The sequence below is a fragment of the Neisseria sp. RH3002v2f genome (genome assembly GCF_014596375.1).
Lineage (GTDB): Bacteria > Pseudomonadota > Gammaproteobacteria > Burkholderiales > Neisseriaceae > Neisseria > Neisseria cinerea.
Genome location: NZ_MAYZ01000021.1, coordinates 90,545 through 103,037, shown reverse-complemented (window position 1 = coordinate 103,037; position 12,493 = coordinate 90,545). Strand labels below are relative to the sequence as shown.

The 12,493-nt window shown below is 48.0% G+C and carries 12 protein-coding genes and 3 pseudogenes; 13 read left to right on the top strand and 2 right to left on the bottom strand.

The genetic code is table 11. The annotated features are described in order from the left end of the window. The first annotated feature begins 150 nt into the window (after positions 1 to 150). The 13 genes and pseudogenes from BBW69_RS05630 to BBW69_RS05570 all read left to right on the top strand — a co-directional run bounded on the left by BBW69_RS05630 (position 151) and on the right by BBW69_RS05570 (position 8,552). Positions 151 to 960 (top strand): alpha/beta hydrolase, encoded by an 810-nt coding sequence (locus BBW69_RS05630; protein WP_223169962.1) that lies wholly within the window; start codon positions 151 to 153, stop codon positions 958 to 960. Positions 961 to 999: 39 nt separating this feature from the next. Further along, positions 1,000 to 1,116, top strand: a pseudogene (locus tag BBW69_RS05625) (invertase); the annotation flags it as partial. 269 nt (positions 1,117 to 1,385) lie between these two features. After that, a pseudogene (locus BBW69_RS05620) lies at positions 1,386 to 1,610 on the top strand (replication initiation factor); the annotation flags it as partial. Positions 1,611 to 1,670: 60 nt separating this feature from the next. Next, positions 1,671 to 1,889 carry a hypothetical protein gene (locus BBW69_RS05615; protein WP_188210691.1) on the top strand — a complete coding sequence of 73 codons (219 nt, stop codon included), beginning with the start codon at positions 1,671 to 1,673 and terminating at the stop codon, positions 1,887 to 1,889. Continuing rightward, the gene (locus tag BBW69_RS05610) at positions 1,886 to 2,794 is read left to right on the top strand and encodes a phasyl DNA replicon protein arp (RefSeq protein ID WP_188210690.1); all 909 of its coding nucleotides are present in this window, start codon (positions 1,886 to 1,888) and stop codon (positions 2,792 to 2,794) included. Before BBW69_RS05615 ends, BBW69_RS05610 begins: the two co-directional genes overlap by 4 nt. A gap of 83 nt (positions 2,795 to 2,877) precedes the next feature. After that, positions 2,878 to 3,147 (top strand): hypothetical protein, encoded by a 270-nt coding sequence (locus tag BBW69_RS05605; RefSeq protein ID WP_188210689.1) that lies wholly within the window; start codon positions 2,878 to 2,880, stop codon positions 3,145 to 3,147. A gap of 83 nt (positions 3,148 to 3,230) precedes the next feature. After that, the gene (locus BBW69_RS05600; RefSeq protein ID WP_188210688.1) at positions 3,231 to 3,452 is read left to right on the top strand and encodes a major capsid protein; all 222 of its coding nucleotides are present in this window, start codon (positions 3,231 to 3,233) and stop codon (positions 3,450 to 3,452) included. A gap of 40 nt (positions 3,453 to 3,492) precedes the next feature. Next, positions 3,493 to 3,777, top strand: coding sequence for a hypothetical protein (locus tag BBW69_RS05595; RefSeq protein ID WP_188210687.1), 285 nt, complete (start codon positions 3,493 to 3,495; stop codon positions 3,775 to 3,777). A 7-nt stretch (positions 3,778 to 3,784) separates the two neighbouring features. After that, positions 3,785 to 5,584, top strand: coding sequence for a virulence factor TspB C-terminal domain-related protein (locus BBW69_RS05590; protein ID WP_188210686.1), 1,800 nt, complete (start codon positions 3,785 to 3,787; stop codon positions 5,582 to 5,584). A gap of 1 nt (position 5,585) precedes the next feature. After that, positions 5,586 to 5,864 carry a DUF2523 family protein gene (locus BBW69_RS05585; protein ID WP_188210685.1) on the top strand — a complete coding sequence of 93 codons (279 nt, stop codon included), beginning with the start codon at positions 5,586 to 5,588 and terminating at the stop codon, positions 5,862 to 5,864. A gap of 2 nt (positions 5,865 to 5,866) precedes the next feature. Next, complete coding sequence (locus tag BBW69_RS05580) at positions 5,867 to 7,051, top strand: zonular occludens toxin family protein (RefSeq protein WP_188210684.1); 1,185 nt, start codon at positions 5,867 to 5,869, stop codon at positions 7,049 to 7,051. After that, entirely contained in the window at positions 7,051 to 7,206 is a 156-nt protein-coding gene (locus BBW69_RS05575; RefSeq protein ID WP_107960121.1) for an ABC transporter, read from the top strand. The genes BBW69_RS05580 and BBW69_RS05575 overlap by 1 nt, the downstream gene beginning before the upstream one ends. Positions 7,207 to 7,610: 404 nt before the next feature. After that, positions 7,611 to 8,552: a transposase gene (locus tag BBW69_RS05570; protein ID WP_188210683.1), complete on the top strand. Its 942-nt coding sequence runs from the start codon at positions 7,611 to 7,613 to the stop codon at positions 8,550 to 8,552. Between the two features lie 164 nt (positions 8,553 to 8,716). Here BBW69_RS05570 and BBW69_RS05565 read toward each other — a convergent pair. Continuing rightward, positions 8,717 to 9,010 (bottom strand): annotated as a pseudogene (locus tag BBW69_RS05565) (CRISPR-associated endonuclease Cas1); the annotation flags it as partial. A gap of 66 nt (positions 9,011 to 9,076) precedes the next feature. Beyond that, a complete protein-coding gene (cas9, locus tag BBW69_RS05560) occupies positions 9,077 to 12,247 on the bottom strand; it encodes a type II CRISPR RNA-guided endonuclease Cas9 (RefSeq protein ID WP_223169961.1) in 3,171 nt (1,056 codons plus the stop codon). Between the last annotated feature and the right edge of the window lie 246 nt (positions 12,248 to 12,493).

Here is a 12,493-nt window from a genome sequence, read left to right as displayed (position 1 = left end):
ATCAAACCACAACAAGCTGCGCGGCATACCCTATGCTCTCACAACTGGAGTATGGCATTGCGAAGGAAAACAGACCGAACCGGCAGGCAGACCGCTTTGCCGGTTCGGTTTTACCGTTTTACCGCCCATATGACCGAAGAACGGAACATCATGAAAACCACATACACCACACAAGCCGCCCGCCTTCCCCAAGCCTTTGAAACCGAAATTTCATCCGCCTGGACAGGACGCACCTACCGCATTCAGACTGCGGCAATCGGAGAAATGCCGCCCGAAGGTTATCCCGTCCTCTTCGTTTTGGACGGCGAAGCCTTTTTTCCCGCACTTTTCAACATCATGCAGTCGCTGATGAACAACCTCGTTACCCGAAGCTGCGCACCCTGCCTTATCGTCGGTATCGGTTATGCCGGAGGAGGAGTGCGCGATTTGGCACAACGTGCCGCCGACTATACACCACCGCTGCGCAGCAACGCTTCAGAAGACGAACAGCGGCAGTTCGGACAGGCAGACCGTTTTGCCGAGTTTATCGACAGCGAACTGACCGCCTTTTTAGAAAGCAAATACCGGCTGGACAAAAATGAAACCGCCGTATTCGGGCATTCGTTCGGCGCACTGTTCGGACTGTATTCCCTGCTTTCCCACCGCCGTTTCAGACGGCATTGGCTCGTATCCCCCTCGATTTGGTGGCACAACAGGCGGATACTCGACTTTATGCCGTCTGAAAACCGGTTAAACGGCATCGATGTCTGCCTCAACATCGGCGCGCTAGAACGGCGCAGCGATTGCAAACGCAGGGAAGAACGCGACATGGCAGGACTGTCCGAACGCATGGCGGCAGAGTTAGCTAGGCACGGGGCCGCCGTATTTTTCCGGGAATATCCGAATGCCAACCACGGCAATGTCCCGTTTCACTCGCTGACCGACTGCGTCGAATATTTGAGGAAGGCTTGGCAGAGGTAGGGAATCAGGGGTGGGCATAAAAGGCTTATCGCAAGATTGGAAGCCAAGAAGACCAAAAAAGCCGTCATCGCCGCATTGATGCGTAGGCTTGCCGGTACGTACCACATAGACAAGAAAATCGAAGATGACGGCTCATCGCGTTATAAACCAGCGTAAATCCCGATAAGAAAAAAGGCATTTCTTTTGAAACGCCCGCCTTGCCGCGTGTAAAATCCTTTCAATTGTAAGGATTATGTTATCGATCAAAGGAGTATCTTTCTCATTTCGCAGTGCTACAATCTCCTGACAGGCTAGGATTGTCGGGAAATAGTTGTAGCTCCCTTATATATTGCGTCCCTAAGAAGGGACGATTAACAAAAATTAACGCCCTTTACTTTCTACAAGTAACAGGGCTTTTTTTTTGCCCGTTTTTGAGGATTCGCACCATGGAAGATAAGAAAGGGATGACAAAGGCGGTTGCCGGCGTGATGACGGACGCTTTAGCGGACGGCAGGAAGCCGGCAACCGCTTCAAACCTTCCCCCCTTATCTAACAGGGGGGGTACAGAAACCGAAACGGCGGGCAGGGTTCAGGAAGTCTTCGAATGTTACGAAACGTACATAACGGACGGCAAAGGAAACCTTATATATTGCACCCCAGTTAAGGGAGTGTAAAAACTGATTGAAACCCCTTGACAAATTCGATTAACCGATATTTGAGAGGGGTCTAAAATGTCAATTTGTTTCTACACTATCACACCACAACCGGAACAAAATCCAGTTGCCTACATCTTCCGTCTTTTTTACGATAAAGACGGTTATTCAAAGCTCATTAATACAAGAGCTTTCCCCGTAACCAATCCCCAAAATCCAAAAGCAACAGAAAAAACCGCTTCTTTATATGGCGATTTATGCGTAGCTGATTTCATGAATCAGGAGGAAAACGCATGAACCGTTCAGCTTCAGCAAGCGCGGAACGCGCTCTTCCTTGTCTAAATAGTAACAACTGCATTGACACAGAAAACCCTAATCAAAACAACACCAAACAAACCCCCGCTTTTTACGAAAGATTCACCAAATCAGAACAAAACCTGAACGAGTTTTCTACCTCTTACAAAAAATCTTCACACGCACTTGAACTGAACGTGAAACAGTTCATTGAAACATTCGGAATCGAAAAGTGCGGATTCCTTACACTCACTTTCGCCGACGACGTGCAAGACGTTAAAGAGGCGAGCCGCCGTTTTCACAGCCTCCGTACAAACTTCCTTAAAAAACATTTTGAAAATTACATTTGCGTATACGAACGCATGAAAAGCGGTCGTATACATTTCCATCTAATAGTAAACACACGCCAAGACATCCGCCGCGGTCTGAATTTCAGACAAATCCAAGCCCGTAATTACACAAGTGCTAACAAAAACCTGCGCCAACTATGGCAAGTACTCCGTGAAAACATGGAAAAGTACGGTTTCGGGCGTTCCGAACTGCTGCCCGTCAAAACCAACAGCAAAGGACTTGCCCGGTATGTCGGAAAGTACATTGCAAAACACATTGACAGCCGTCTGCCTGAAGACAAAGGCTACCGCCTTATCCGTACCACAATCGGCAAAAAACAATTATGGAAGATTGCGACAAGCAATTTTTCGTTTGTATCGGAGGGTTCGCGCAAATGGCGCGAAAACCTCAAAAAATGGGTTTTATGCATCGAACCGCTGATTAAAGCGCATGTAGAACTTTTTTACGGAATCGCACTGAAACCCATGAATGAAGAGAATTACAACCGTATCCTGACCGATTTTGTCAGCCCAAAATGGGCGTATTACAACCGCGAAACCATTATCAATATGGCGTGAAACAGGAAACCGTTGAATGAAAGAAGCCTGAACAGGAAGACAGGCGAAGCAGATTTTTAAACCGAAGTGAAAGGAAAAACATTATGTCTCAAGAAACTGAACGTAAACAAGGTATTTTCGTCATTGCCGAATTTGACCGGATGTTTATGCGTGAACGCAAAAATCAAGACGGTACATTTACCAAGAAGCATTATGTCGGATTGATTATACGTACCGAAAATGGAACGAGCCTTTGTGAAGTTCGTACAAAACACCCTGAAAAATATGAAGGCTATAGAAGTCAGCAAATCGTCTCTATGCAGGTTTTCCTACGTGCATTCAACAACGGACTCTATTATTCAGACGAAGCATAAACCAGTTAAAGCGGTTCGGCGGCTGCCGCTGTACAGACCCCAACCAAGCCGCCTTTTATTAACCTATCCGAAAGGAAAACATCATGAACATCATGAAAAAACTGAAGAATGCCGCAGTAGCGGGAACACTCGCCTTAGCGTCAGCATCTGCAATGGCGGCTGACAACGAACTGGTCAACACAATCACAACCGAATTGGGTGGATTGAAGGCGGGTGTCGTAGCGATTGGCGTAATTGCAATCGGTATTTCCATTGCATTCGCAACTATTCGGGTCGGCAAACGCGGCTCCTCTACTGTGGGCTAAGAAGCAAAGGGGCGCAAGCCCCTTTTTTTAAGGTGGAAAAATGGGCTATCAGGTCGGAAGAATCTGTTATAGAACAGAGCAGGAGGCAACAGACGTTGCCATGAGTCAGGTTGTGCCGTCTTTCGACAAAGACGGAAACCTCAACCTGCCGCAGTATAACGGGCGTGATTGGGTGTACAGGCAGCAGACGGTAAAGATGAGTTTCCCATATTGCAAATACGGCGAATACGCAGAATTTGGCGCATATGCGGGCAAGACGATTGTAGGAGCAGCGGAAATAATCTTTGTAATTATCGTCCTTTTAAAGGCAATTAAAACAATCTAGGTGTGTGATGAATGAACCCCGAAACCGAATTTTTAACAGCAGCAATTCCAGGAATGTTTGTAGCGTTGTCGTTGCTGCTTTTGGCATACAAACAGTAACCGTTCCATTTGCATTTGCAGACGTGGCGATGCCGCCCCCTGCGCAACATCACAATGCCTCGTTTCCAAGTGAGCAGGCATTGCGGAACATGGGTTATAACCCTGATACGGGAGTTTGGCGCGTTAATGCGCAGAATACAGGTAGAGCCGAAGTCAAGAGTGACGGTGCCACGATTACAGGCAGTCAGCCGAAGACCGTAACAGCAACGGGCGTTCACGGGGAAAAAGCGCAGATTGCTACGGTTCAGCGGCAGAATGTGAGCATCAGTAAACTTCAAACTGCATCTAACGCCGTGGCCGTGGGTGTAGGTTTTTCTAATGCGGCAAATTCCGCAGCGCCTTTTACTAGGCAAATGGGGGAAAGTATTGCAAAAGGGAATTATGGTAATGCAGCTTGGAACGCTGTTCAAGCTTTGGCAAATGCCGCGGATGGTTTTTTTTCAAGCCCTGTCAAGTCTGTAACAAATCTTTTTGAAAGCACAGCAAATGGTTATCTTGACGGAAAGGATGAGATTAATTTAGAAAATCAAGATAGAAAAATTAATGCTGCTGCGGCTAAAGTAGCCGCATCTAGGGCTAAAGCCGCTCAAGCACAAGCCGAACGCGCAGGCGATTTCCGCGCAGCCGTAGCCAACGCAGCGGCAGCAAAGGCGGCAACAGCCGCAGCATCAGCGGAGCAGCAACAATTAAAAAATAATCAGGAACAGAGGAAGAATGAAGAAGAAGCTAAAAAGCGGGGCATGAAAAAATATCAGCTGATTGTTGAAATTGATGGGCAATATCAAAACTATGTTTTTTATTCTCAATATGATTTAAATATTGACGGCTCTCAAAATACATATACGGCTAATTGGGGGGAGTTCAAATCAACCATTGAGATTGATTTAGCTGGTTCGAAACCATCAAAAATATTAGTTAAAACACCTTCGAATAGACCTGTACATGTTCGTTATAAATCTTATAAATCTGAAGAATTGCCGGCTGATTTAAATGGAAAAATCTCACAAAACAACGTTAACGTAAAACCCGAAGACTTCATGCTGAACCAGCAGGAAGTATCAGGCATTTTGAACAAAATGCTCAAAGACCAAAACACCAACCATGCAGAGCTGATGAAACAGCTTGCCAAACTGGGCGGCGTGATAGACAAAGCCACAACCGCAAATAGCTTTGCCCCTGCAACCGCCCTTTCAGCACCGTTCACGCCCGAAGGCTCGAACGTACCGCAACAGACCCTGTTCAAGATCGACGACAAAGGCAACGTAACCGCAACCGCCATACCCCGCCCCGATTTGAAACCCAATAGCAGCCAAGCTCCCGCGCGGCAGTCCGTCGCACCTGCCCCAACTGTTGGGCATAACAACGTAACACCTGCACCAAGCGGACAGACAGGGGAGCAGACTGCGCCAAGCGGACAGCAGAACCGTCCAGAAACGGAAGCAGGCGGCAATCCCCCTGAAAACTACGATTATGAAGATTTCGTTGTCCCCGAAAGAACCGTTGACCTCGGCACACTCCGCCCCGTGAACGTCTTTGCAACAGACGGCGTTTGTCCGTCTGGCGTAAGTGTTCAAATGGGCGTGCTCGGAACGATTGACTTCAACTATGACGAAGCATGCCGCATTTTGCGGCTGCTCCGTCCGATTATCATCCTCGCCACGATAATAACTTGTTCGATGATGGCATATGCCGCCGTGAAGGAGCTTTGACATGTGGGGAAAACTCTTAACCGCCGTTTTAACGACATTCGCTGGTAAAGTCGTCGCCGCCCTCGGCGTGTCGTTTGTGTCCTATATCGGACTGAACGAAATGCAAAATTACCTGCTGTCTACCGTACAGCAGCAAATCGGGGGTATCCCCGAAGTTGCATTGCAACTCGCCTATATCGCAGGTATCGGCGTATCCCTTAACTGGCTGTTCGGCACGTTTGCGTTTATCGCTTCACTTAAAGCAGTTTCAAAACTGTCGGCATCAATGACGAAAGGATAATAATGCTGTACCTCATCACAGGAGTACCAGGTTCGGGCAAGACCCTGAAAATGATTTCAGACCTTATGACGCGCGAAGACCTCAAGAACCGCCCCTTATACATTGAAGGCATACCCGAAGTTAAAGAAGATGTAATACCGCATTTACCGATACCCGAAGGGGAGAGCATGCAGACGTGGCACAAATGGGCGCCGACAGGCGCAATCCTTGTCATTGACGAATGCCAGCGTGTATTCCGCCCACGTCCCAGCGGTTCAAAAGTACCCGATTATGTTGCAGAGCTTGAAACCCATAGGCATAAGGGCATAGACATCTTCCTGCTGACACAGCATCCGCGCCTGATAGACATAAACGTAAGAACTTTGATTGAGCATCATTACCATATTAGTAAAACTAATCTGGGCGTTCGACGAATGGTTGAATGGGAAGGATGCGGAGACCCTCAAAACCGTAAGAGCATCGCCGATGGCGTGAAGAGCGTGTACACCTTGGACAAACGAGCGTTCGGCGTGTACAAATCTGCTGAAGAACACACAAAAATCAAAACGCGGCTTTCACGAGTTGTCTACATCTTCCCAGTCGTCCTCGCCGTCATAATCGGCGCAGGCTACTACCTGTACAGCAGTTGGCAGACACCGGCAATAAAAGCAGCGCCAGTGGCGCAGACTGCCGAAACGCTGCCGCCGCCCTATGGCGGAGGAAGCGGGGCGGCAGTCCAAGAGCCGCAAAGCAGCGCAGAGCCGCAGGGGGTCAAGACACAGGCGGAGCAGGAGGCAGAACGCAAAGCCGCGTATCTCACAGAGGACGACTACCGTCCCCGTGTCGAAGGCAGACCCGAAACCGCTCCCATTTATGACGGCATGAACAAAGCCGTGAAAACCATGCCGTATCCCGTTGCCTGTGTCAAATCAGAAAACCGCTGCACCTGCTACACGGAGCAGGCAACGCCCTTAAAAGACATACCCAAATCCCAATGTCTTGATTACGTTGAGAACGGAATATACAATCCTTACAAAGAGAGTAATCGATTAACAACAGAAACCACGACACCGAAGGCAGAAGCACCCCAGGGCGGCAAAGTTGCCGTAATGGGCGGCAAGCCGCAGCAAAATCTCATGTACGACAACTGGGAGGAACGCGGTAAGGCTTTTGAAGGAATTGCCGGCGGCGTGGTAGGAGGCACATAATGGGCGCAGGCTTTTTACTAGGAATTTGGGCAACGCGTTGCTACTACAAAAAGGGCGGATGGGCAGGCGTGAAAAAGTATTTTATTCTGCCCGTTGTCTTGATTGAGCTTATAGCCGCCGTTGTGATGTATCTCGGAGACAAATTTCCGACTTAACCGTAAAAAAACCGTTCCAACCCTGCAACCTGACCCAAGTCAGGGGGAGGACGTCCGTAAAGAATCGTAAAGGTGGCTTTATCGCCTTTATGATTCTTTACGGATACCCCTTGACGCTAGCCCACCCAAAAACGCTTTAAAGAAGGGTTGGTGCGGTTTTTTGCGCCAACCCCTGCCACATGGCGAATGTCGCCGAAGGCAAGCACACGATAAGCTTCAAGCCCTGAATGAGTAAATCAGCCCATTGAGGGCTTGGCGTTTGACGAAACCCCAAGCAAAACCCCCGAACCCGAATAAGCCTTATAACATGAGTATGAGAGAAAGAAAGGGACGGGGGTTTTACCGCATTAGAAGTTTGAACACTATTCAGGGACAAAGAACCCGTATTCATAAGGCAAAACGCAATGCATCTAGGTATAGACGTATCAAAGCAAACATTAGACTGCTGTCTGATTTCAGACGGCATTTTTTATGAACGCAAGTTTACGAACGACAGTTCAGGCATAGACAAGCTGCAAACATGGCTGCAAGAACATGGAGCAGACAGTAATCTGCACTGCTGTTGCGAAGCAACAGGCACATATTACGAAGAATCGGCAAAAGCCCTTGCCCGTCGTTACAAAATGAGCGTAGTCAACCCACGAACCATTAAAGGATTCGGAACGGCGGTAATGAACCGCAGCAAGACCGATAGGCAGGACGCAAGGCTGATTGCACGTTATTGCCAAACCATGAACCCCGAAGAATGGAAACTGCCGGAATCATCACACAGACAGTTGCAAGAGCTTGTAAGGTATATCGCCCGAACCAAACATCAAAGGGCTTCCGAACAAACTAAGTACAAAACAGCACCTGACTTCATCAAACCCCATATCAAAGAAACAATAAACCATTTCACAAAACTGATAGCAAGCCTTGAAAAGGAATTGCAAGAATATTACCGAGACAATCCCGAACAGGACAAACGCAGAAAGACACTGAAAAGCATAGACGGAATCGGCGAGAATTCTGCTGCCGTCCTCTGTTCCATCATCACAGAACAATTCAAACATGCAAAGCAGCTTGTAGCTTATCTAGGACTTGACCCAAAAGAACACCAATCAGGGAAAAGCGTCAAAGGCAGGACGCGCATCTCAAAAATTGGAAAATCTGAAACAAGAGCGGCGTTATATATGCCTGCTCTTGTAGCCTATCGTATGGGTGCATTTCCCAACTTTACCGCAAGGCTTGAAGCAAAGGGCAAGCCGCCAAAACTCATTATCGTAGCCATCATGCGTAAACTTGTCGTCATCGCTTTTCATCTTCTGAAAAACGGGGAGAATTTCGACAGAAGACGTTACCGCTGAAAGGCGGCGAGATGAAGCAAACGATAAAGCGCACTGCACCGCAGGGCGGGACTTCTTGCACCTTTAAAAAATGTAAAGTTTATTGACGGGGCAATACACTATCTTTCTCATTTCGCAGTGCTACAATTGACCGTAATATAAAACGCGCGTTATATATGTTGTAGCTCCCTTATATTTAGCTGCAGCTTGAGGATTTTAAGTTGGCGGTGATATTGGGCATAAGGCAGCCATTGTCCGCAGGGCAGGAACTGCTCGTCGCAGGTCAGCAGGGTTGAGCCATGCTCGGCTAAGGCTGATAGGAGCGGGGCGGTAATCAGGGTTTCGCGGTTTTCGATGATGATAACGGCGATGTCCTCTAATGGTATGGTGTGGGACTCGCCGTTTTGTTGAATCAGCAGTTGCCGGCGTTGCAAGGATAGTTTGCCGCCGTTTTGAATGAGCATGCTGCGCCAAGCCATATTTTTCCCCTTATTTTGATATAAAAAATCCCTGCTTCAGGCCGTCTGAAGCAGGGACAGATTAATTTAACGGACAGGTGGGCGTTTTTTCAGACGGCATAGTCTGATTTCTTTGCCCAGTTCGTCGATTTGGTATTTTTGGAATGAAAGGGCAGTTTTAATTCCGATTCGATATACGCCGTCTTTACCTTTAGTTTTATCTAAATCATGTGAACGCAAAGAAATGTTACCAGTAGAACGATCTAATCCAGAAAAATAGCCGAAGAAAGTTTCTTTTTTAAGTTCAGCTTTAATCAGATCATTCGCATAAAGTACAAACTTAAACTCAAAACTATCATCCATTACCGTCCAATCTTCTTCATCTTTAAAAGCGACAACAGCCCTATCCGGCAAAATCCCTTTTGCGACCTGCCAACTGTAAATCGGGACCAGATAATACTTACCGCCTTTCTCAAACACATCTACGCGCACCATGGTTGCGTTGTCGGCAATACCGTTATGGTTGCGCACCCATACGCCGGTTTTCTGTACTTGCTCTACGCGTACGGCTTTCACCTGTTGGGTGCGGTTGCCTGCTTTATCGTATTTGTAAAACGGCTCGGCAAAGGCTTTGGCAGGATCGTCTTTATGTGCTTCCAGCCGTGCTTTCAGCGCTTCGTATAGCTTAGGTTCGCGCTCCCGATTGACCATTTTTTCCAAGTCTTTCAGTTTTAACTGTGTCAATGGTACGCGCAACATGCTGACGCCTTCGTCCAGGCGTTTGGCGGATTTGACGGTCTCCATATGGCCTTGCCCGCTCATCTTCCGATTAGGCGCGCGCGAAACAAACAGTGGTGTAACGTATTCGTGTACGGCTTCGGGGCGAGATGATAATTTTTCTGCAAGCAGGGTACGCAGTTTTTCGGGGGTATCCGCTTCTTCAAATTCGGGTTTGCCGTCTGGTTTGCCGAAGACGCGAATCATGACTTCTTGTGCGAAAAATTCCCAAGGTTGCGGGAAGTGCGTTTTTTGATGCAGCACTTCTCCTGTTTCTTTATCTATGGTTTTACCGTCAAACGCGTTCATCTCTTTATAGCGTACAAAACGGGTAATTTTCTGCTGCATGGCAACGGTCGAGCAGGCAACGACTACAGCGTCCAAGGCGTGATGGCGGTCGTTTTCCGCACGCACTTTGCGTAATCCCCAAAAGCCGCGCAATAGATTGGTAATTTGTCCGTTTGAGGCAAAGACACGTCTTTTGCCTTTACCTGTCAGCCGCATATGGTCGGCAACAAATTGGCACAGGAAACGGTTGACGTAGCGCGTATCGTTCAGATTGCGTTCTTTAAAGTCGTCTTCGTCGATTTTTTGCAGCAAAATCCGTTGTTTTTTACTGCGCGGGAAACGGCTGGTTTCGACACGCGCTTTAAATTCCTGCCATTCGCGGCTGTTGCCTTTGCCGTTGAAGTATTCGTAAGGGGTTTGATTGCCTTTGTTTTGGTTTTCGCTGCCCAATACCAGCACTTTATTGTTGAAACTGTCGTCCCATGTGCGCGAGAACGGCAGGGCATGGTCGATTTCGACATAGCCTTTTTCGTTCAGACGGCCTAAGTTGATTTCCTTGCCTGAATACAGGCATTTGCCGTGTTGTTGCTCGTACAGACGCAGTTTCAGAATATCTTTGGATTTGGGTTCGCCGACAAAATTGGGGAAATACTCTCGGAATTTGGCGGCGGCTTTTTCCCGGTCTTTACGGTTTTCTTCTTGGCGTTTTTCGATTTCTTTGCGGTCTTTAAACGATTTACCTACTTCTCTTGCCGTTTCAATATGGATACGCGCAGGGGAGCCGTAACGCCGAACCACGCCGTTAATGACTTTTCTGGCTTGAGATAAGGCGCGCAAGACGACTGGATTGCGGATTTCGTCGGCAGGGATGGGCGGCAGATAAATTTCTTCTTCCGCATTTTTCTTGCCGTAATGGTCTCCGTAGATTTCGGCGCAGGCTTCATCGTAACGTTTGCCTTGCTCCATTAGAGGCACAATTCGGCGCAATGCTTTCAAGGAAATTTGGACGAACTTGTCGAAGCTGATGTGTTTTAACAGCGCTTCTAATATTTCGGGCTGAACACGGTCTTTCAGACGGCCTGTAATGTCTTCATCGGTTTTGAACAGGGAAAACGCCGTGCCGATTTCGTCTTGTAATTCGGGAGAAAGGTTTAACGGGGATTTTTTGTCTTTCAATCCTTCTTTTTCCAGCGCACGGCTGATGGCATGGTAGGCCTTCATTTCCATCAATGTTGAGGCTTCGGCATTGTCTTTACCATAGCGCAAGCCTTTGAAAAAGGCGGTATCTTCTAAACCCAGCAGCTTACGGGCTTGTGCGTAAGTCAGTTTGGATTTTCTGTATGGCTCGTCCATAAGCGTGGCGCGTTCGGTATCGGTCAATGGCCGCTCGCTGCCTTGCTCTAAAATACGCAGGTTGTTCAGCTTGGTCAGCCAGACGAAACGTTCGGCGGTATAGGTGTTTTTAGCGGCTTTCGGCTCTGTCGGTTCGAAGGTGCAATGCCCCAACATTTTTTGAACGGCATCGCCGGACAGGGCGGGGCGTTGCGCCATCAGCAGGGTTTCAATACCTTCTTTAAGGCCGTCTGAAACATGCGGATTGCCGAATTCTTTTTGTTTTTCAAACAGTAAATTCAGCTCCGCCTGCAAATCTTTGCGGCTGAACGTATGCGAATAATCGCCGCGCTGGTTGCGGATATGGCCGCTTTCTTTTTCAAATTTATTTAAAGCCAATTCGGCCGGTGTGCGGAAATCGCCTGTCTGTAAGGCATGGGCATTGTCGGCTACGCCTTTAAGCAAAGCGCCAAGCTCCTTATCGGCAGTTTCACCCTCGTTTTTTCTTTGCGACAAATAGCCGCGGTGTTTGATTAAATGCAACAAGACTGCCGACCACTCCAAAGGCATCAGTTTGCGGTCTAATGCGGCTGCGCGAAGTTGCCATGGTGTATTCGGTAAGGATTTGATCAAGCCGTTTTCATCAAAATCGGTATCTTGTAATACGCCTTCGCGTTTCAATAGGCGACGGGTTCGAAGTAGGCGGAGGGCGCGACGGCGGGTCAGGCGGCGGACACTGCGTGCCAAACGCCTTGCCATGGCGAGGGAGTCGCCTGTTTTTGGCACTTCTGCACGCTCAAATACGCGCACGCCCAAATCAATTAGGCAGATGGGGTTTTCTTCTTCGTCGATTTCTACCATCGCTCAGCCGACGGATGCGATGCCGATATCGAGGCCGAGGATGTAGTTGATTGGATTGGGTTTGAAGGCAGCCATTTATTAATCCGTAAACAATGTTGCAAATAATGATAATATATCTGATTGTCTTATTTATATACAAATAGATTATTGACTTATCATCTCACAAGGGCTAGAATTTCGAACATATTGTCGCACTGCGAAATGAGAACCGTTGCTACAATAAGGCCGTCTGAAAAGATGTGCCGC

Bases quoted from the DNA above. Each gene is read 5' to 3' on its own strand.
- BBW69_RS05615 (WP_188210691.1), top strand. From the start codon at position 1,671: ATGTCAATTTGTTTCTACACTATCACACCACAACCGGAACAAAATCCA.
- BBW69_RS05590 (WP_188210686.1), top strand. From the start codon at position 3,785: ATGAATGAACCCCGAAACCGAATTTTTAACAGCAGCAATTCCAGGAAT.
- BBW69_RS05605 (WP_188210689.1), top strand. From the start codon at position 2,878: ATGTCTCAAGAAACTGAACGTAAACAAGGTATTTTCGTCATTGCCGAA.
- BBW69_RS05595 (WP_188210687.1), top strand. From the start codon at position 3,493: ATGGGCTATCAGGTCGGAAGAATCTGTTATAGAACAGAGCAGGAGGCA.
- BBW69_RS05570 (WP_188210683.1), top strand. From the start codon at position 7,611: ATGCATCTAGGTATAGACGTATCAAAGCAAACATTAGACTGCTGTCTG.
- BBW69_RS05610 (WP_188210690.1), top strand. From the start codon at position 1,886: ATGAACCGTTCAGCTTCAGCAAGCGCGGAACGCGCTCTTCCTTGTCTA.
- BBW69_RS05575 (WP_107960121.1), top strand. From the start codon at position 7,051: ATGGGCGCAGGCTTTTTACTAGGAATTTGGGCAACGCGTTGCTACTAC.
- cas9 (WP_223169961.1), bottom strand. From the start codon at position 12,247: ATGGTAGAAATCGACGAAGAAGAAAACCCCATCTGCCTAATTGATTTG.
- BBW69_RS05630 (WP_223169962.1), top strand. From the start codon at position 151: ATGAAAACCACATACACCACACAAGCCGCCCGCCTTCCCCAAGCCTTT.
- BBW69_RS05580 (WP_188210684.1), top strand. From the start codon at position 5,867: ATGCTGTACCTCATCACAGGAGTACCAGGTTCGGGCAAGACCCTGAAA.
- BBW69_RS05585 (WP_188210685.1), top strand. From the start codon at position 5,586: ATGTGGGGAAAACTCTTAACCGCCGTTTTAACGACATTCGCTGGTAAA.
- BBW69_RS05600 (WP_188210688.1), top strand. From the start codon at position 3,231: ATGAACATCATGAAAAAACTGAAGAATGCCGCAGTAGCGGGAACACTC.